The sequence below is a fragment of the Mucilaginibacter agri genome (genome assembly GCF_009928685.1).
Classification (GTDB): domain Bacteria; phylum Bacteroidota; class Bacteroidia; order Sphingobacteriales; family Sphingobacteriaceae; genus Mucilaginibacter; species Mucilaginibacter agri.
In genome coordinates, this window is sequence record NZ_WWEO01000044.1 from 803,985 (window position 1) to 821,928 (window position 17,944).

At 43.8% G+C, this 17,944-nt stretch carries 17 protein-coding genes; 11 read left to right on the top strand and 6 right to left on the bottom strand.

Annotated elements, in window-relative coordinates; all coding sequences use genetic code 11:
* Nucleotides 1-108 precede the first annotated feature (108 nt).
* From GSY63_RS19650 to GSY63_RS19685, 8 genes are all read left to right on the top strand, one after another.
* Nucleotides 109-990 carry a cupin-like domain-containing protein gene (locus tag GSY63_RS19650; protein WP_166587524.1) on the top strand — a complete coding sequence of 294 codons (882 nt, stop codon included), beginning with the start codon at nucleotides 109-111 and terminating at the stop codon, nucleotides 988-990.
* A 344-nt stretch (nucleotides 991-1,334) separates the two neighbouring features.
* On the top strand, nucleotides 1,335-1,487 hold the full coding sequence (locus GSY63_RS19655) for a hypothetical protein (RefSeq protein WP_166587525.1): 153 nt from the start codon (nucleotides 1,335-1,337) through the stop codon (nucleotides 1,485-1,487).
* A gap of 191 nt (nucleotides 1,488-1,678) precedes the next feature.
* The gene (locus GSY63_RS19660; protein WP_166587526.1) at nucleotides 1,679-2,548 is read left to right on the top strand and encodes a carbohydrate kinase family protein; all 870 of its coding nucleotides are present in this window, start codon (nucleotides 1,679-1,681) and stop codon (nucleotides 2,546-2,548) included.
* Nucleotides 2,549-2,695: 147 nt separating this feature from the next.
* A complete protein-coding gene (locus GSY63_RS19665; protein ID WP_166587527.1) occupies nucleotides 2,696-3,793 on the top strand; it encodes a vWA domain-containing protein in 1,098 nt (365 codons plus the stop codon).
* Between the two features lie 90 nt (nucleotides 3,794-3,883).
* Complete coding sequence (locus tag GSY63_RS19670) at nucleotides 3,884-5,386, top strand: sigma 54-interacting transcriptional regulator (protein WP_166587528.1); 1,503 nt, start codon at nucleotides 3,884-3,886, stop codon at nucleotides 5,384-5,386.
* Between the two features lie 9 nt (nucleotides 5,387-5,395).
* Nucleotides 5,396-6,670 carry a metallophosphoesterase gene (locus GSY63_RS19675; RefSeq protein ID WP_208094602.1) on the top strand — a complete coding sequence of 425 codons (1,275 nt, stop codon included), beginning with the start codon at nucleotides 5,396-5,398 and terminating at the stop codon, nucleotides 6,668-6,670.
* A gap of 29 nt (nucleotides 6,671-6,699) precedes the next feature.
* Nucleotides 6,700-7,587, top strand: a complete 888-nt coding sequence (locus GSY63_RS19680; protein ID WP_243749274.1) for a UbiA prenyltransferase family protein — start codon at nucleotides 6,700-6,702, stop codon at nucleotides 7,585-7,587.
* Nucleotides 7,588-7,590: 3 nt separating this feature from the next.
* Nucleotides 7,591-8,217, top strand: coding sequence for a class I SAM-dependent methyltransferase (locus tag GSY63_RS19685; RefSeq protein WP_166587529.1), 627 nt, complete (start codon nucleotides 7,591-7,593; stop codon nucleotides 8,215-8,217).
* 10 nt (nucleotides 8,218-8,227) lie between these two features.
* Here GSY63_RS19685 and lepB read toward each other — a convergent pair whose 3' ends face one another.
* From lepB to GSY63_RS19710, 5 genes are read right to left on the bottom strand one after another with little or no spacing between them, the layout of a single operon-like run.
* The gene (gene lepB / locus GSY63_RS19690) at nucleotides 8,228-9,334 is read right to left on the bottom strand and encodes a signal peptidase I (RefSeq protein ID WP_166587530.1); all 1,107 of its coding nucleotides are present in this window, start codon (nucleotides 9,332-9,334) and stop codon (nucleotides 8,228-8,230) included.
* A gap of 29 nt (nucleotides 9,335-9,363) precedes the next feature.
* Nucleotides 9,364-10,119 carry a 4-hydroxy-tetrahydrodipicolinate reductase gene (gene dapB / locus GSY63_RS19695; protein ID WP_166587531.1) on the bottom strand — a complete coding sequence of 252 codons (756 nt, stop codon included), beginning with the start codon at nucleotides 10,117-10,119 and terminating at the stop codon, nucleotides 9,364-9,366.
* Nucleotides 10,120-10,142: 23 nt separating this feature from the next.
* Nucleotides 10,143-10,748 (bottom strand): DUF5683 domain-containing protein, encoded by a 606-nt coding sequence (locus tag GSY63_RS19700; protein ID WP_208094603.1) that lies wholly within the window; start codon nucleotides 10,746-10,748, stop codon nucleotides 10,143-10,145.
* A 52-nt stretch (nucleotides 10,749-10,800) separates the two neighbouring features.
* Nucleotides 10,801-11,730, bottom strand: a complete 930-nt coding sequence (locus GSY63_RS19705) for a ParB/RepB/Spo0J family partition protein (RefSeq protein WP_166587533.1) — start codon at nucleotides 11,728-11,730, stop codon at nucleotides 10,801-10,803.
* Nucleotides 11,731-11,738: 8 nt separating this feature from the next.
* Nucleotides 11,739-12,542: a ParA family protein gene (locus GSY63_RS19710; protein ID WP_166587534.1), complete on the bottom strand. Its 804-nt coding sequence runs from the start codon at nucleotides 12,540-12,542 to the stop codon at nucleotides 11,739-11,741.
* 156 nt (nucleotides 12,543-12,698) lie between these two features.
* Here GSY63_RS19710 and GSY63_RS19715 point away from each other — a divergent pair, with 156 nt between their 5' ends.
* The 3 genes from GSY63_RS19715 (at nucleotide 12,699) to GSY63_RS19725 (ending at nucleotide 16,806) form a co-directional block, all read left to right on the top strand.
* Complete coding sequence (locus tag GSY63_RS19715) at nucleotides 12,699-13,220, top strand: NADPH-dependent FMN reductase (RefSeq protein ID WP_166587535.1); 522 nt, start codon at nucleotides 12,699-12,701, stop codon at nucleotides 13,218-13,220.
* A gap of 75 nt (nucleotides 13,221-13,295) precedes the next feature.
* Nucleotides 13,296-14,615 (top strand): PQQ-dependent sugar dehydrogenase, encoded by a 1,320-nt coding sequence (locus tag GSY63_RS19720; protein WP_166587536.1) that lies wholly within the window; start codon nucleotides 13,296-13,298, stop codon nucleotides 14,613-14,615.
* Nucleotides 14,616-14,721: 106 nt separating this feature from the next.
* Nucleotides 14,722-16,806, top strand: a complete 2,085-nt coding sequence (locus tag GSY63_RS19725) for a TonB-dependent receptor (RefSeq protein WP_166587537.1) — start codon at nucleotides 14,722-14,724, stop codon at nucleotides 16,804-16,806.
* Nucleotides 16,807-17,007: 201 nt separating this feature from the next.
* On the opposite strand, the gene GSY63_RS19730 is transcribed toward GSY63_RS19725, so the two are convergent.
* Nucleotides 17,008-17,943, bottom strand: a complete 936-nt coding sequence (locus tag GSY63_RS19730; RefSeq protein ID WP_166587538.1) for a cobalamin-binding protein — start codon at nucleotides 17,941-17,943, stop codon at nucleotides 17,008-17,010.
* Nucleotide 17,944: the final 1 nt, after the last annotated feature.

Genomic DNA, 17,944 nt, shown 5'->3' on the forward strand with positions numbered 1-17,944 from the left:
CTTTTGTAAATAAAACTTATAGCGCACTATTAATTAACATAAAGCGTTACCTTAGGACTGAAATCCGCGATGTTGGTTAACCCCCTATTAACGGACCTGTTTTAAGCTATGAGTTTTATATTAAGTCCCGTTGATACGGTCGAAACTATCGATCAGGCAGAATTTACTGAAAAGTACCTGAAGCCACGCCGCCCCCTCGTAATCAAAGGCCTTACCAAAAGCTGGCCTGCCCGCGATAAGTGGACGCCCGAGTTTATGAAGCAAACGGTTGGTAATAAAGTTGTGCCGTTGTACGACAACTCCAAAGCCGATCCTTCGAAACCAATCAACTCATCGGCCGCCGAGATGCCATTCAGCGATTATATTGATCTGATTCGCTCTCAGCCTACCGAATTACGCATTTTCTTTTTCAATATATTTAAGCAAGCTCCCGAGCTTTTAAATGATATTGTTTTGCCTAAAGACCTAATGGGTGGCTTTATCGAAAGCATGCCTGCTATGTTCTTCGGTGGCTCAAACTCGGTTACGTTCTTACATTACGATATCGATCTTCCGCATATATTCCATACACACTTTGGCGGCACCAAGCACGTAATCCTCTTCGAAAATAAATGGAAACGCAGGCTGTATTGCCTGCCAAATGCCACTTATGCCTTAGAAGATTATGATGTATTAAACCCGGATACCAAAGCTTTCCCTGCATTGGAAGGTGTAGAAGGCCAGCAAGTGATCCTCGAGCATGGCGACACCCTATTTATGCCGACCGGCTACTGGCACTGGATGAAATACCTCGAAGGTTCGTACTCACTAAGCCTCCGTGCCTGGGATGCATCCCTAAGCCGCAAAGCTGCCAGCGTTTATAACCTGGCCATGAAAGGTGGTTTAGACAGTCTTCTGAAAATGACGTTTAAAGAAAACTACGCCAAATATCGCGAAAAAGTGGCGGTTAAATGGGCTGATAAGGCATTGGCTGCAGGGAAACCGAGGTAATTTAAGACTTGCTTCAAAACGCTTCATTGCGAAGTAGTTTGCCCATAGTTTTTGGAAAAAACAACTCCCGACTTACATAGATTGTGCTATGATCAATGTCGGTCTCGCTCAATTGCCGCGAGTGGGCAGTTACTTTGTAGCTACAAAGTAACCAAAAAGCTTGTTGGCAAAAGGCTTCTTCGCACACATGGCCATACCGCACAAGCAGTCAGAACCACAGGCCGGGATCTTTTGCCCTGCTTGCGCCACGCACTTGCCCCCTCCCTCTGCAAAATCTCCAATGCCTTTCCCCACACACAGGCTAACATTCTTCTGCCTACTTTTAGCCGAAGCTTTTTGCCGACATGGAAACACTAAGAGAATATGAAATAAAAAGTATTAGGCAATCAAAAAGAGTGGTGGCCCAGACGCAAAAGCGTGGCCGAGCGCAAGCCTCGTGCGGTGGAGCTTTTTTGCGTCTTGATCTTTTGGTTACTTTTGGATCAAGCCAAAAGTAACTAGGCCCCTGCGGCCATGAGCAGACCAACGAAAATAGCAGCACAATCGTTAAACCTCGCACAAACCGCAATACACTGGAGATTACTTCGTTCGTCAAGGACGTGGTTTAAAGCATTACTATTCTAGACTCGCAAATTTCAACTCAAATTAAACACAAAAATCTATTAGCTTTACATAAAACACTACTAACATGAACAAACAGGTGCTATGCTATGGCGAAGTATTGTGGGACACCTTCGGCAAAACAAGGAAAGCGGGCGGCGCTCCAATGAACGTAGCCTGGAACCTGAAACAACAGAATATCGACGTGGCATTTGCTAGCAGCGTTGGCCGCGACGTGCTTGGCGACGAACTGATCAATTTTCTTAAGAAACATGGCTTGCACTCACCACTTGTTCAGCAGGATGAAGATCTGCCTACCTGTGTGGTTACCGTGCAGTTAGACGAGCAACAACAAGCCACTTACATCATCCCTGAGCCGGTTTCGTGGGATAATATCATCGTAACTAACGAACTCATAAAGCAGGCGCAAACCTCATCGGCTATTGTGTTCGGCACCCTGGTTTGCCGCGATGAGGTGAGCCGCGATACATTATATGAGGTACTGGATTCAACATCAGCGTTAACAGTTTTTGATGTTAACCTGCGTGCCCCGCACTATCAGTTAGATACGATCCAAACACTGGCGGCCAAATCTAAAGTGGTTAAAATGAACGAAGAAGAGGCTGATCTGCTTATTGGCGGTAGCAGCCGGTCGTTAAAAGATAAGATCATTGAGTTTCAGAAAACATATCACCCGCAAACCATTTGCGTAACCCGGGGCGACAAAGGTGCAATCTTATGGCACGACGATGCTTTTTACGAGCACCCTGGCTTTAAAGTGGAGGTAGTTGACACCGTGGGCGCGGGCGACGCTTTCTTAGCCACCCTTATTTCGGGTTTATTAAATGATCTTTCTATGGACCAAATAGTTGCCAAGGCCTGTTGTGTAGGCGCTTTTGTAACTAGCCAGCGCGGCGCAACTCCCGAATATAATATCAGCGAGATAGTACCTTTTTAAACATTGCCCGCAGCTAAAGGCTCCGTCAAATAGGGTGCTGCATCATCATTCAATCGTCATTATTGCCCTAACTGTAAGGTTGAGGTATTGATGGGCTAAACTTTTACGGCAAATTATCCGTTAATTTACTTTAAGAAAGGCAACATCATGCGAGGATTTGGATTCTCCAAATATACACCCAGTGAAATTCCGAAAGGTGGGTTTGACGAGTTACTGAAATTATTTCTGGAATTACTGAACTATACGTCTGGTGATGCGGGCGAAGCTTTACAATGGCTCAATGAGCTGGATAAGCAGTACAACATCACCAATGACGATTATGGCATGGGCGATTTCATCGACGAGCTGAAGCAAAAAGGCTATCTGACTGAGGATAATCAGAACGGTGAGTTTAATATCACCGCCAAAACAGAGCAAAGCATCAGGCAGTCGGCGTTGGAAGAAATCTTCGGCAAACTCAAAAAATCGGGAGCTGGTAACCACCGTACGCCACAATCTGGCCAGGGTGACGAAAAAAATGCCGAAAGGCGCGAGTTTGAATTCGGCGACAGCCTGGATCAGATCGATATAACACAATCAATCCATAACGCACAGATCAACCACGGTATAGGCGATTTTAAGATGACCGAGCGCGACCTGGAAGTAGAGGAAATGGACTATAAAACCCTTACCTCTACCGTGCTGATGATCGATATATCGCACTCGATGATCTTGTATGGCGAAGACCGCATTACCCCCGCAAAAAAGGTAGCTATGGCACTGGCCGAGCTGATCCGCACCAAGTATCCGAAAGACACTTTAGATATTGTGGTATTCGGTAACGATGCATGGCCTATCAGTCTGCAAGATCTGCCTTATTTACAGGTTGGCCCTTATCACACCAATACCTATGCGGGCTTAGAACTGGCAACAGATCTGCTTCGCCGACGTAAAACACATAACAAGCAGATTTTTATGATAACCGATGGCAAGCCAACCTGCCTAAAGGAAGGCACCAAGTATTATAAAAACAGCATCGGGCTAGATCGTAAGGTAGTTAACAAAACCCTTAATATGGCCGCGCAGTGTAAGCGCCTCAAAATACCGATCACCACTTTTATGATTGCTAAAGACCCATATCTTCAGCAATTTGTACGCAAGTTTACCGAAACCAACGGCGGCAAAGCTTTTTACAGCTCGCTTAACGGGCTCGGTGAATATATTTTTGAAGACTACATCCGCAACAGGCGGAAGACAGTTAGATAATGTGCAGATACAAGAATATGCAGATGTGCAAATGAAACTACTACTACCGCTTGCAGCTGCTACTATTAATAAATTAATGACCATTGACTAATGACATACGACCATAAAAGTATCACAACACTGGGCCAGCTAAAAAAAACGGATTACCGCAGCCGGTCTGTTAAAGAAGAATTAAGAGCCAACCTTATTACCCAACTACAGCAAAAAGAAGGCGGTTTTGAGGGTATTATTGGCTATGAAGATACCGTTATACCCGATCTGCAAACTTCTATCCTATCGAGGCATAACACCTTACTTTTGGGCTTACGCGGGCAGGCTAAAACACGTATTGCACGCTTGTTGGTTAACCTGCTTGACGAATACATCCCTTATATTGAAGGATCGGAATTATACGATGACCCATTGGCACCTATCTCATGGTTTGGCCGTAATGAGATTGCAACCAAAGGAGATGACACTCCGATTGCCTGGGTACACCGCTCCGAACGTTACACCGAAAAGTTGGCTACCCCTGATGTTACCGTTGCCGATTTAATTGGTGATGTTGACCCGATTAAAGCAGCTACCCTGAAATTAACTTATGCAGATGAACGCGTAATCCACTTCGGATTGATCCCCCGCGCTCACCGTGGTATTTTTGTAATTAACGAACTACCCGATTTGCAGGCACGTATCCAGGTATCGTTGTTTAATATTTTGCAAGAGAAAGACATTCAGATCCGCGGTTTTAAACTGCGTTTGCCATTGGATATTCAGTTTGTATTTACTGCCAACCCAGAGGATTATACCAATCGTGGTTCTATCGTTACGCCGTTGAAAGACCGTATAGAAAGCCAGATATTAACCCACTACCCACGTACGCTGGATATTTCGCGCCGCATTACACAGCAGGAAGCCAACTTAACACCCGAGCAATTAACGGCTATTGAAGCTGACGGCTTAGTTAAAGACCTTGTAGAGCAGATTGCTTTTGAAGCCCGTGACTCGGAATATATCGATAAAAAATCGGGCGTATCTGCGCGTTTAACTATTTCGGCTTATGAAAACCTGATCAGTAATGCCGAGCGCCGAATGCTGATCAACGGCGAGAAAAATACCTTTGTACGTATCTCCGATTTTCTGGGTGTTATTCCGGCCATCACCGGTAAAATAGAATTGGTTTATGAAGGCGAGTTGGAAGGCCCAGCCAAAGTGGCTAATATCCTGGTAGGCAAAGCTATCAAAACGCTGATGCTCCGCTTTTTCCCGGATCCTGAAAAAGCTAAGAAATCTAAAAAAGGCAACCCGTACGCCGAAGTTGTTAGTTGGTTTAGCGAAGGCAACACTGTCGATCTGATAGATGATCTTTCGTTACAAGATTATAAAAAGGCTTTAAATTCGGTAACAGGATTAAAAGAAGTAGTTAAACAGTTTCACCCACGCTTGACAGAAAATCAGCAGTTGTTGTTAATGGAGTTCATTTTACATGGACTGGCCGAATTTTCGCAACTCAATAAAGGTTTCCTTGATAAAGGTTTTACCTTTGCCGATATGTTCGACAGCCTGTTTAATATCCAGGCCGACGATGAAGATCTGGATGATGACCGCTACTAACTTTAACTAATGACGGGCCAAACAAGTATTGTTATTTTAATTGCTGTTGGCCTTGTACTGGCTGATGCCTACATACTAAAAAGCTTAAAAAGCGCCTTAAAATGGCGCTTTTTACATAATAAATGGTTTAACCGCGTATTTTGGGTTGCCGATAGCTTTCTTTTAACCGGTCTGTTTTTAAGTGTATTTCTGAAAATAGGTACCGGGCAAAGAGCAGCAGTACTGATGGTGTTTTTTTTACTGTTGGCTGTACGCCTTTGTTTATTGCCATTCCTCTTTGTTGATGATATTAGAAGGCTCATCATCAAACTAAAACGAGGTAATACAAAGCCCGAGCCTATAACATCAATTCAAGCCGAACTATCCACCATTAACATCCCGCGTTCTGAATTTTTGGTTAAGGCTGGCTTGCTGGCAACCTCGATACCTCTGGCAGGTTTGGGGTATGGCATTGCCACCGGTGTATATGATTATCGTATACAAAGAACAACCTTGTATTTACCCAATTTGCCTAAGAAATTCGATGGTATTAAACTGGGACAAATCTCAGATATCCATTCAGGGAGCTTTTATAATAAAAAAGCGGTAACTGGCGGTGTTGAAATGCTGATGCGGGAGAAACCTGATCTAATTTTCTTTACCGGCGATTTAGTTAATGATCTCCCCTCAGAAATGAAAGATTATCAGGATATCTTCAGCAAGGTTAAGGCTCCTTTGGGTGTATATTCAAGTTTGGGTAATCATGATTATGGCGATTATGCCTGGTGGCCGGATGATGCAACCAAAAAGAAAAGCCATCAGGACCTGGTAGATACCCATAAACGCATGGGCTGGGATTTGCTCCGTAACGAGAACCGCCGCTTAAAAGTAGATGGTGAAGAAATCGGCATTTTAGGTATCGAGAACTGGGGTTTATATAGTCGTTTCCCAAAATATGGCCGCATGGATCTGGCTGTAAAAAACACCGATGATCTGCCTGTAAAACTGCTCCTCTCACACGATCCATCCCATTGGCAGGCAGAAGTTGTACCGCATTATCCACAAATAGATGCAACATTTGCAGGCCATACGCATGGGATGCAATTTGGCGTACGGACAAAAGAATTTCAATGGAGCCCTGTTGAATACATCTACAAAGAATGGGCAGGCTTGTACCACCAGGGCGCACAGCAGCTTTATGTAAACGTGGGTTACGGATTTTTAGGCTACCCCGGCCGCGTTGGAATATTGCCGGAGATTACGATATTTGAATTAAAAGCATCACCGGCACCGGTTACAACCTAATCCGGCTGTTCCGCATTTTACACCTATAGATGAAAAAACTTTTAAAGTCTGTTTTTGACTGTCTGCTGTTCAGCAACATTTTCATGTCATTGTGCGCAGTGGCGCAGGCCTTGGTTACGTTTCATCTCATTGGCTCAAAACCTGTTTACCCGGTATTGGTACTATTATTTGCCTCTACGCTGGGTTTATATAATTTCAGCATCCTCATTACCCGGCCTAAAGATCCAATGCGGTCGTCGTATATAAGGGTTCGATGGTTTTTTGGACATTATAGGTTAATGGTAACGTTTACCATTATATCTATCCTGATGCTGATCCCCTTGTTCTTCTATGTGTCGTTCGAGTCGAAGATCTTACTGGTGTTTATGGCAATCCTTTCTGTGGGCTATGGACTGCCTTTATTTACCATTGGTGATAAGAAATATGGCCTAAGGCATATACCGGGCTTAAAACCCTTCTTAATCACACTGGTTTGGACGTTAAGCTGTGTGTTGCTACCGGTGCTCGAATCGCTTGATCTGCACATGACTAACATAACCATGCGCGACACTACGATTTTGATTGCCAAGCGCTTTTTATTTATTGGCGCCCTTACCATCCCATTTGATATCCGCGACCTGTTTCAAGACAAGGTGACTAACCTGAAAACTATCCCCGTAGCCTGGGGCGAGAAAAACGCCTACCTGTTTTGCCAGGTGTTACTGGCAGGCTACATCGTGTTATTGTTCATATTCAGGAACAACGGCTTCAACATGGATTTTTTTGCGTTGTCGCTCACTGTATTTTTAACCGGCTGGCTCATCTTCAAATCTAAATGGGAAAAGAACGAATACTATTATTTCTTTTACATGGATGGTGTGCTTATTTTGCAGTATGTAATATTGGTAATTTTCGGTTTTGCAGCCAAATACATTTAAGCCATGGCATCAAACTACGACAATACCGCGTGGTTTTATGATCCCCTCTCGAGGATGGTTTTCGGACGAAGCCTTATTAAATCGCAAACTTCTTTATTAAAATATATTCCGGCGAAGGCCAACATATTAATCGTAGGCGGCGGCACTGGGTGGCTATTGGATGAGATTACCAAAGTGCATCCCGACGGGCTTGACGTTACCTACGTTGAAATATCAGCCAAAATGATGGCATTATCTAAGAACAGGAACCTCGGCAATAATAACGTTACCTTTATCAACAGGGCTATAGAAGATGTTAAATTTCTTCGGCAATTTGATGTCATCTTCACCCCTTTTCTGTTCGACAACTTCACCGCAGAAAACCTGCACCGGATATTTAATCATATCCACAATTTATTGAAACCGGATGGCATATGGCTTAACACTGATTTCCAAGTAGCAGGCAAATGGTGGCATAAACTGATACTGCAAACCATGTATACCTTTTTTAAAGTATTTGGAGCTGTAGAAACCAGCACCATGCCGGAGATACAAACCCTGTTTAAACAAAAAAACTACCGTATTTTAAGTCAGCAGACTTATTACGGTAGTTTCGTTATATCGCAAGCTATGCAAAAACAACCTGCATAGTGCTTTTTGATTAATGTATCCCTCTAAAAATCCTGCTCCAACGAATTTTGTGTAAGAACGATGCATTATCATCCCAACTCATCCAAACAAACAACGCCTTACCTACAATATGATCCTCTGGCACAAAACCCCAGAAACGCGAGTCTAAAGAGTTATGGCGGTTATCGCCCATCATCCAGTAGTAGTTCATTTTGAAGGTATACTGGTCGGTTTTTTGTCCGTTGATATAAATCTCATTGCCCTTTAACTCCAACTTGTTGTTTTCGTAAACTGTAATGGCACGTTTGTAAATTGGCAGGGTAAGGCTATCCAATTTTACAGTCCAGCCTTTTTTAGGGATGATGATCGGGCCAAAGTTGTCTACATTCCATTTGTAGTGCGGATCGTGCGGATAAACCTCCGGATCGTAAACACCTTTCAATGAGTTATTGGCTCTTACAGCCTTAATGTTTGAGTAGGTACGCAAAGTAGCAGCCGACTGTGCTGTCATATTCATCATATAGTCGGTATTGGTTACCTGCTGAATGTCTGACAGATGCAGCTCTTCAATAATTTGCGGGTTAAGCTCTGCACCGTCAGTTTGTACCATGTAAGAAGTTTCGCCATTTACAGGAGTAATAGCGGCTTTACCATTTACATAAACCTGTGCATCCGTTAAGCTTAGCGTATCACCTGGTGTGCCTTGGCAACGCTTAATATAGTTTTCGCGTTTATCAACGGGGCGCAAAAATGGCGAATCGGCCTCCATAGGATAGTTGAATACCACAACGTCGCCCTTTTTAACATCGCTTAAACCGGGCAAACGGTAGTAGGGTAATTTAATACCATCCCAATAAGCTTTGGTACCAATAATTGGCATAGTATGGTGTGCAAACGGGAACGCAATGGGTGTCATCGGGGTACGGGCACCATAGTTAACCTTGCTTACAAATAAAAAGTCGCCTACAAGCAGCGAACTTTCCATAGAGGGGGTTGGTATAGTATAAGCTTCAATAAAAAGCGTACGGATCAATGTGGCAGCAATTACCGCAAAAATAATGGCATCGGTCCACTCGCGGGCGGCACTTTTTTTCTTTGCGTTTGCTTTATCTTTCTTAGTCCAGAATTTCCAGTTCATGTTTAATTATTGGCCAACAAGTTAATTATTTATACATCAAAACGGAACATATCCTGCGCCGAATAAAAACCCTTTTTATTTTGCAACCATTCTGCCGCTAAAACAGCACCCAGCGCAAATCCATTTCGATTGTGGGCAGTATGTTTAAATTCAATACTGTCTACTTCAGAGTCATACATAACGGTATGCGTACCAGGTACATTTTCAACACGTAGTGACTCTATCAGTAATTGATTATTCTTTACCACTTCGCCAGCTACATCATGACCATCTGTAAGCACATTTTTCCACTCATGTTTACCCTCCAGGTTATCGATAATACCTTCGGCAATGGTGATAGCCGTGCCGCTTGGCGCATCCAGCTTTTGGGTATGATGGATCTCTTCTACCTGTACCTCGTAGTACGGATAGTTATTCATTATTTTAGCCAATACCCTGTTCACGTGGAAAAAGATATTTACACCAACGCTAAAGTTTGAACCATATAGCATAGCATTGTCGGTGTCTTCGCAAATAGACTTTAATTCCCCAAGATGTTCGTACCAACCTGTGGTGCCTACAATAACGGGCACTCCGGCTTCGAAACAAACCTGTATATTATCTAATACCGAGTGCGGTGTGCTAAATTCTATTACTACGTCGGCTTCAACCTTTTGCAGGTTTTCGGCTGTCATGTCGTGCAGGTTTTCGTGATCGATGATTAAAACAATCTCGTGTTTACGGTCGAGGGCAATCTTCTCAATGATCTTACCCATTTTGCCGTACCCTGATAATGCAATTTTCATTATAAATATTATTGAATACTTTTTTAGAACCCTAAGGTAATCTTTACGCCCGGAATATACCCATTAATATTTGTTGAGGCGTACATAGGCTGGTTAAGCAAACTTGGGGCTACCCTTATGCTTAGGTTATTATCTACCGAGTAGGAGTGAATAAACTTACCATCGATATAAGCATCTACGCAGTTAATACCCCACAACAACACTCCGCCTAATATACTCAGCTGCAGGTTTCGCTGATTGGCCGAAGCAGCATCGTAAAACTGCTGATAACCACCCGGAATATTTACATAAGGGTTATCGGGAGCGGCTGTTTCGCCTCTAAACCTACGGTTTCCCTCGTTAACATATTCGTGGTAGTAATGGTTATTGTAAACAATGGCTGCTCCTAATAATGCAAACCCTCCATAAATAATAGGCACTTTCCACCAACGATGGTTATATAACTGGCCCCAGCCCGGGATAATAGCAGAACGCACAAATGCTTTGTGAGGACTATGAAGGCTATCCGGATGATAAACCTTAGTTATGTTAGCATTCGGTACAAAGGGTTTTGACGAAATAGAATCGCGTACGCGGTTTAAACTGTCTTTAGGATTGTTTCTATTTCCAAAATCTGGCCGCTGAGCCATGGCCTTAAAACTGAAAGCGGCTAACGCCAGAAAGATAAACCAGATACGCATATTACCAGTCCAGCATTTCGAGTATACGGTGCAGGTCGTCGGCAGATAGAAAAGGGATCTCAATTGCACCTTTACCTTTCTGATCAACTTTTACCTGTACGCGGGTGCTGAATTTAGAAGCGAGATCGTCTTGTATCTTCTGCATCTGGAAAGAAAGCGCACCGTTTGCCGGTTTGGCTTCTTTTTTTTCAGGTGCTTTTTGCATACTGCGAACCAACTCCTCTACCTTGCGCACAGATAATCCTTGCTCAATAATTTGCTGATTGATATATAACTGCCTTGTTGGGTCATTTATTGTTATAAGCGCTTTGGCATGGCCCATTGTAACTTGCCCATCTCTGATTGCAGCCTGTATAGCAGGCGGCAATTTCAGTAAACGTAGATAGTTAGTAACAGTAGAGCGGTTTTTGCTCACCCTGTCGCCAAGCTCATCTTGCTTAAGGTTACATTCGTCAATCATCCGCTGAAAGCTTAGCGCTACCTCAATGGCATTCAGGTTTTCACGTTGTATGTTTTCGATCAGTGCCATTTCCAGCATCTGCTGATCGTTGGCCGAACGCACATAAGCCGGGATATGCTTTAACCCAGCCAATTTAGAAGCACGCAAACGGCGCTCGCCCGATATCAGCTGATAGTGATGTGCACTAACGCGCCTGACGGTAATAGGCTGTATAAGTCCTTGTAGTTTTATCGAGTCCGAAAGTTCCTGTAAAGCCTCGGCGTCAAACTCGGTGCGGGGCTGAAACGGATTTACTTCAATTTCGTTGATATTGATCTCATTTATCGAACCGGCACCGGCCAGGTCGCTATCAGAAACCACATTATGTTGCGGCTGCCTGCCTGCAACGGCAGTAGCAGTCGAGTTATCAGCTGTATCGTCCAACAGGGCGCTTAATCCTCTTCCTAAAGCTCTTTTTTTGTCTGCGCTCATTTTTTAAGTTATACAGTTTCTGTAACTACTGTAGTGGTCCTTTCGGCAATTCCGTTCTTTTTAATAATCTCACGTGCCAGGTTTAAATAGTTGATGGCACCTTTACAACCGGCATCGTGCATAATTACCGATACACCGAAGCTTGGAGCTTCGCTTAAGCGGGTATTACGCTGTATAATAGTGTCGAATACCAGATTTTCGAAATGTGTACGCACCTCTTCAACCACCTGGTTAGAAAGGCGTAAGCGCACATCGTACATGGTTAATAAGATACCTTCTATATCCAATTGGGTATTTAAACGGTTCTGAACAATTTTAATAGTGTTTAGCAGTTTACCCAAGCCTTCCAATGCAAAATACTCGCATTGTACAGGTATAATTACCGAGTTGGCAGCGGTTAAAGCATTAATGGTAATTAAACCCAAGGATGGAGAGCAGTCGATAATAATAAAGTCGTACTCGTCGGTTACTTTACCCAATACTTCCTTCATTTTGTACTCGCGGCCGTCGAGGTTGATCATCTCAATCTCGGCACCCACCAGGTCAATATGTGCCGGAAGCAAATCCAGGTTAGGGGTATCTGTTTTCTGTATGGCATCGTGCGGATCAATATCATTGATAATGCACTCATAAATACTATTTTTAATTGTACGCGGATCAAATCCGATACCGGATGTTGAGTTTGCCTGCGGATCTGCATCAACAAGCAAAGTTTTATATTCCAGCACAGCCAAACTTGCTGCCAGATTGATAGATGATGTGGTTTTACCTACCCCACCCTTTTGATTGGCTAACGCAATAATTTTACTCATTATCAATACTAAAGTTTATAAATAAAAGCATCCGGGCCATCAACAGATCAAATTAATAATTTATAATTTCGCACTGTTTTAACCGGGGTTAAAGATACAAATTTAAACAATTGGCCGGCAATCCCGTTTCCCACAACTTACAAACAAAATCCAAAAATGATAACTATAGTTGCATCTACTAACCGGCCCGGAAGTTCAACGCTTAAAATAGCGAACTATTATCAGCGTGCACTGGCCGAAAAGGGTGTTGATGCAAGCATACTGTCATTAATGGACCTGCCTGACGACATTATTGTAAGCGACTTATACGGCAAACGGAGCGCAGAGTTTGAGGCTATTCAACAAATAGTTACGCAAACGGATAAGTTTCTATTTATCATCCCCGAATACAACGGCAGTTTCCCCGGCGTGTTAAAAGTTTTCATGGATGCCTGCACTTTCCCGGATAGTTTTTACGATAAAAAAGCTGCTTTGGTAGGCATCTCGTCGGGCAAGTATGGCAACATCCGGGGTATAGATCATTTTGTTGGCGTTTGTAATTACATGAACCTGCACATACATCCGCTGCGCATCCACATCACCAACATTCGTCAGGAACTTAACGCAGAAGGTAATTTACACATGGCCGACACGCTGAAGTTTACCAATGAGCAAATAGACAAGTTTATCGCGTTTTAGCCGGCTATAAACTGTTGTTTAAACAATAACCCACGCTGTCGGTTAATTTATTCTACCAAAAGGATAACTACCGATATGAAAAATATTACCTCCTACATAAGCAGCCTCGCTGCTTTAAGCCTATTTGCAGCTTGTTCGCAAAAGAAACCCGACCAAAGCAAAGCTGATACTGTATCTACTGGCGGACAAGAAGTTAAGCTGGCTGCACCATACGAAACAAAATCTGCTTATAATTTTTGCAAGGTTATTGGTTGGCCTGCGGGCAAAACGCCAATTGCGCCAGCGGGTTTTAAGGTTAGTGCGTATGCCGAAAATTTAAACAACCCACGCAATATCTTAGTAGCGCCCAACGGCGATGTTTTTGTGGCTGAGGCTAACACCGAACCCAATAGCGTTAAAGCCAAAGTAGAAAACGCAGTATCTGGTAAAAATAAATCGCAAAACCTTGGTAGAAGTGCTAACCGTATCAGCATTTTTCGCGATACCAACGGCGACGGTATCCCGGATACCAAAGGCGTATTTTTAAGCAACCTACACCAGCCTTTCGGCATGCTCATTATCGGTAAGTTTTTTTTTGTAGCCAATACCGACGGTGTATGGAAATACCCTTACACCACAGGCCAGACGAAAATAACTGAACCGGGTAAAATGATTGTTTCCTTACCTGCAGGTGGTTATAACAATCACTGGACCCGTAATATCCGCACTAATAAAGACAGCTCGAAGATCTTTATCGGCGTAGGTTCTGGCACTAACGTGGGCGAACAAGGCCCCGAGGTTGAGAAACGCCGCGCCGATGTACTGGTGGTTAACCTCGACGGGACGGGCGAAAAGGTTTATGCTTCGGGCTTACGAAATCCGGCGGGTATCGACTTCCAACCCGGCACAGGCGTACTTTATGCCGCAGTTAACGAACGCGATGAACTGGGCGACGAACTAGTGCCCGATTATTTAACCAGCGTTAAAGAAGGCGGCTTTTACGGCTGGCCTTATGCCTACTGGGGCCAGCACGAAGACCCGCGCCACAAAGGAGAACACCCTGATTTGGTGCAAAAATCTATAATTCCAGATGTTTCTTTAGGATCTCACACGGCGTCATTAGGTTTGAAGTTTTACGATGGCAAGGCATTCCCTCAGCAATACATTAACGGTGCATTCATCGGCCAGCACGGCTCGTGGAATAGCTCTAAGTTGGTTGGCTACAAAATGATGTTTGTACCATTCAGCAACAATAAGCCAGGCAAACCCCAAGATTTTTTAACAGGTTTTATGGCTGATACCACTAAGAAGGAGGTTTATGGCCGACCGGTAGGCATAGCTGTAGCTAAGGATGGTTCGCTCCTGGTAGCTGATGATTCGGGAAATAAAATTTGGAGGGTGAGTGTGGAGAAGTAAAAGCTTCTCCTTCTATTCCAATCTTTCTACTCCCGTCGTGCTGGATGTACTTTACCCAACACAAACCATAGCCCTTCAAAATAAAGGGCTATTTTTGTTTATATCTATGAAGAAATTTTACGCTACCCTTTCCCTGTTAAGTGCCATTACTTTAAACCTGCATGCCCAAACTAAAAAGCCGGTAAGCAAGCCCGACACTACGCATATTTTAAAACCTGTTATTGTGCGCGGTTATTTAACGCAGCAGCCTGTTTTAAGTGTACCAGCATCGGTAGCAGTGCTTACGCCAGTGCAATTAAAGTTACAGCCCGAGAACTCTTTGGTGAGCAGTATGAATACCATACCGGGGGTGCGGATGGAAGAGCGGACACCAGGTAGTTATCGTTTATCTATCAGAGGGAGTTTATTGCGGTCGCCGTTTGGAGTGCGCGATGTTAAGGTTTATTTTGATGAGATCCCGCTTACCGATGCAGGCGGAAATACGTACCTCAATGCCATTGATTTTAACAGTGTAAAAAGTGTAGAAGTACTTAAGGGGCCCGATGGTAGCTTATTTGGCGCAAACAGCGGCGGCGTGGTAATTATCAATCCAATTAATCGTTATGCTGAAGATAATAGTACGGAGATTGGCATCAACGGCGGATCATACGGATTAATTCATGAGCACCTCAACACCGATCAAGGCAATGATAAGAACCGATTTTCGCTAAGCCAGGCTTACCAGAGTTATGATGGTTACCGCGATCATAGCTATATGCAGCGCCATTACCTGCAAGGCACCGATCAATGGAAATATGCCCCTCACAGCGAATTACGAGCAATTGCCATGTATAGCGACCTGGCTTATCAAACCCCGGGTGGTTTAACGCTGGCACAATTTAACGCCAATCCTCGCCTATCGCGGCAGGCTACCCCTATCTTACCAAGTGCCATTACGCAAAATATTGGAATTACTACTAAGGTATTGCTTGGGGGCGTTGTTAATGATGCCCGGTTAAGCGACAACATTCGCAACGTGCTAGCGGTATTTGGTAATCACGTAGATTTTAGCAATCCCTTTATCACCAATTACGAGCAGCGTAACGAAAATACATTTGGCTTTCGCACTTATTTTGAGCTTAGCGGCAAACCTAAACCCAACTTCGACTGGAAACTGAACCTAGGTATGGAGTGGCAGCAAACCAATAGCGATATTAACAACTACGGCAATAATAAGGGCAACAAGGATACTATGCAAACTGCCGATAGGATAAATACCAATCAGCATTTTTTCTTCGCTCGCTACATGGCGGATATTTTTAAACGCCTGCACGCCGAGGCGGCCATGAGTATTAACTATTACAAATACAGCTTTAAAAATAATTATCCACTGCACCAAACTGGCTTTACCGATCGCGATTTTACACCGGAGTGGATGCCAAGACTGGCCTTATCATACCAGATTACAAACAACTTCATTTGGCGGGCATCGGTTAGTCGCGGGTACTCTACCCCTACCACGGCCGAAGTTAGGCCAACGGACAACGTGATCAATACGGCGTTAAACGCACAAGACGGGATTAATTATGAAACAGGCTTTCGCATCCGCGATAAGACGGAGCGTTTTACCTTAGATGCTTCTGTATTTTACTACAAATTGCGCAATGCCATAGTACGCCAGTTACACCCCGACGAAACCGAATATTATATTAATGCAGGTGGCACCAAACAACCGGGCTTAGAGGTATTAGGCTCGGCTTGGTTAATACAGCAAAAACCGTCGGGGTTCATCCGCGGGTTACAACTGAACGAGTCATATACGCTCAGCAAATTTAAATTCACCGATTATCATGTGGCGGGCGCAGACTACAGTAATAACAAGCTTACCGGTGTACCTGCGCAGGTAAGCGTAACCAGTGTGCAGGTTTTATTCCCAAAAAGCTTTAAACTGTTTATACAACATAACTATACTTCGCGTTTACCGCTTAATGATGCCAATACAGTTTATGCAGGCCATTACAACTTAATGCAGGCAAAAGCATCGTATACGTGGCATATCGCCACAAAAACAAATCTTGAGATTTACGGAGGGGCTGATAATATCCTGAATCAGAAATACAGTTTAGGGAATGATTTGAATGCCGTTGGTAATAGATATTACAACGCAGCGCCTTTGCGGAATTATTATGCAGGCGTGAATTTGGCGATGTAAAAAATCCAGTTAAGAAAATGGTCATGAATTAGACACGCGGTGGCCTGACAGAAAAGCGGGCCATGCGTTGGTCTTGAGCGGGGAAGCTTTTTTCTGTCTTGATTTTTGGTTACTTTTTATCAAGAAAAAGTAACTAAGCCCCCGCGGCTATGAGCGGAGTAACATTCGATCATAGCACTGATCAATCAACAAAGCACAACCTTACATATCAAACTTAATCCACCCACTACCTTCATACCCGAAAATAAACTGTTTAGGGTTGATGATCTCGGCAAGGATCTCGATAGAATCTACAATGCGGGGACCTGGGCGATTGAAGTACTGGTTGCCATCCGCTATATAAATCCGGTTGTTTTTAACAGCTTTCAGGTCGGCAAAACCCGGCTGCTCCAATAGGATATTGATTTCCTTCATAGTGCGCTCTATACCGAATCCGCAAGGCATTAGTACAATAATGTCCGGGTCGGCCAACCTGATGTCCACCCACTCTACATAAGGCGAATGTTTGCCGTTCTCGGCCAGGATAGAAGTTCCTCCCGCAATATCTACCAATTCGGGAATCCAGTTACCGGATACCATCAGTGGCTCCAGCCATTCGATACAGGCCACAGTAGGTTTGTTTTCAATAAACTTTAGCTTATGTTTAATGATGTCCACACGTTCCTGCAACTCTTCGATCAATGCTTCGCTGCTGGCAGTTACGTTCAATGAGGCGGCCACGTTTTCTATATCGCGGAAGATGTCGTTTAAAGTTTGAGGTTCGAGTGAGATGATCTGTGCAGGCTTATCTAAATAGTTTTCGAGAGCTTGCTCTACCTCGGTTAGTGAAACCGCGCAAACATCGCATTGTGCCTGGGTAATTACTACATCGGGTTGCAGCGTCTTAATTTGTTCACGGTTTACAGTATATACCGACAGCGCATCTCTTAAAATCTCTTTCACCCGTTTATCAATATCCGCGCTACTTAAATTATGATCCATGTTGGCGTCCGAACAAACGGGCAACTCTTTTACACCTTCGGGATAATCGCATTCGTGCGAGCGGCCAACCAGGTTTTGCTGCAAACCAAGTGCACATACAATTTCTGTAGCAGCTGGCAGCAGCGATATAATTCTTCTATCGGATATCGTACTCATA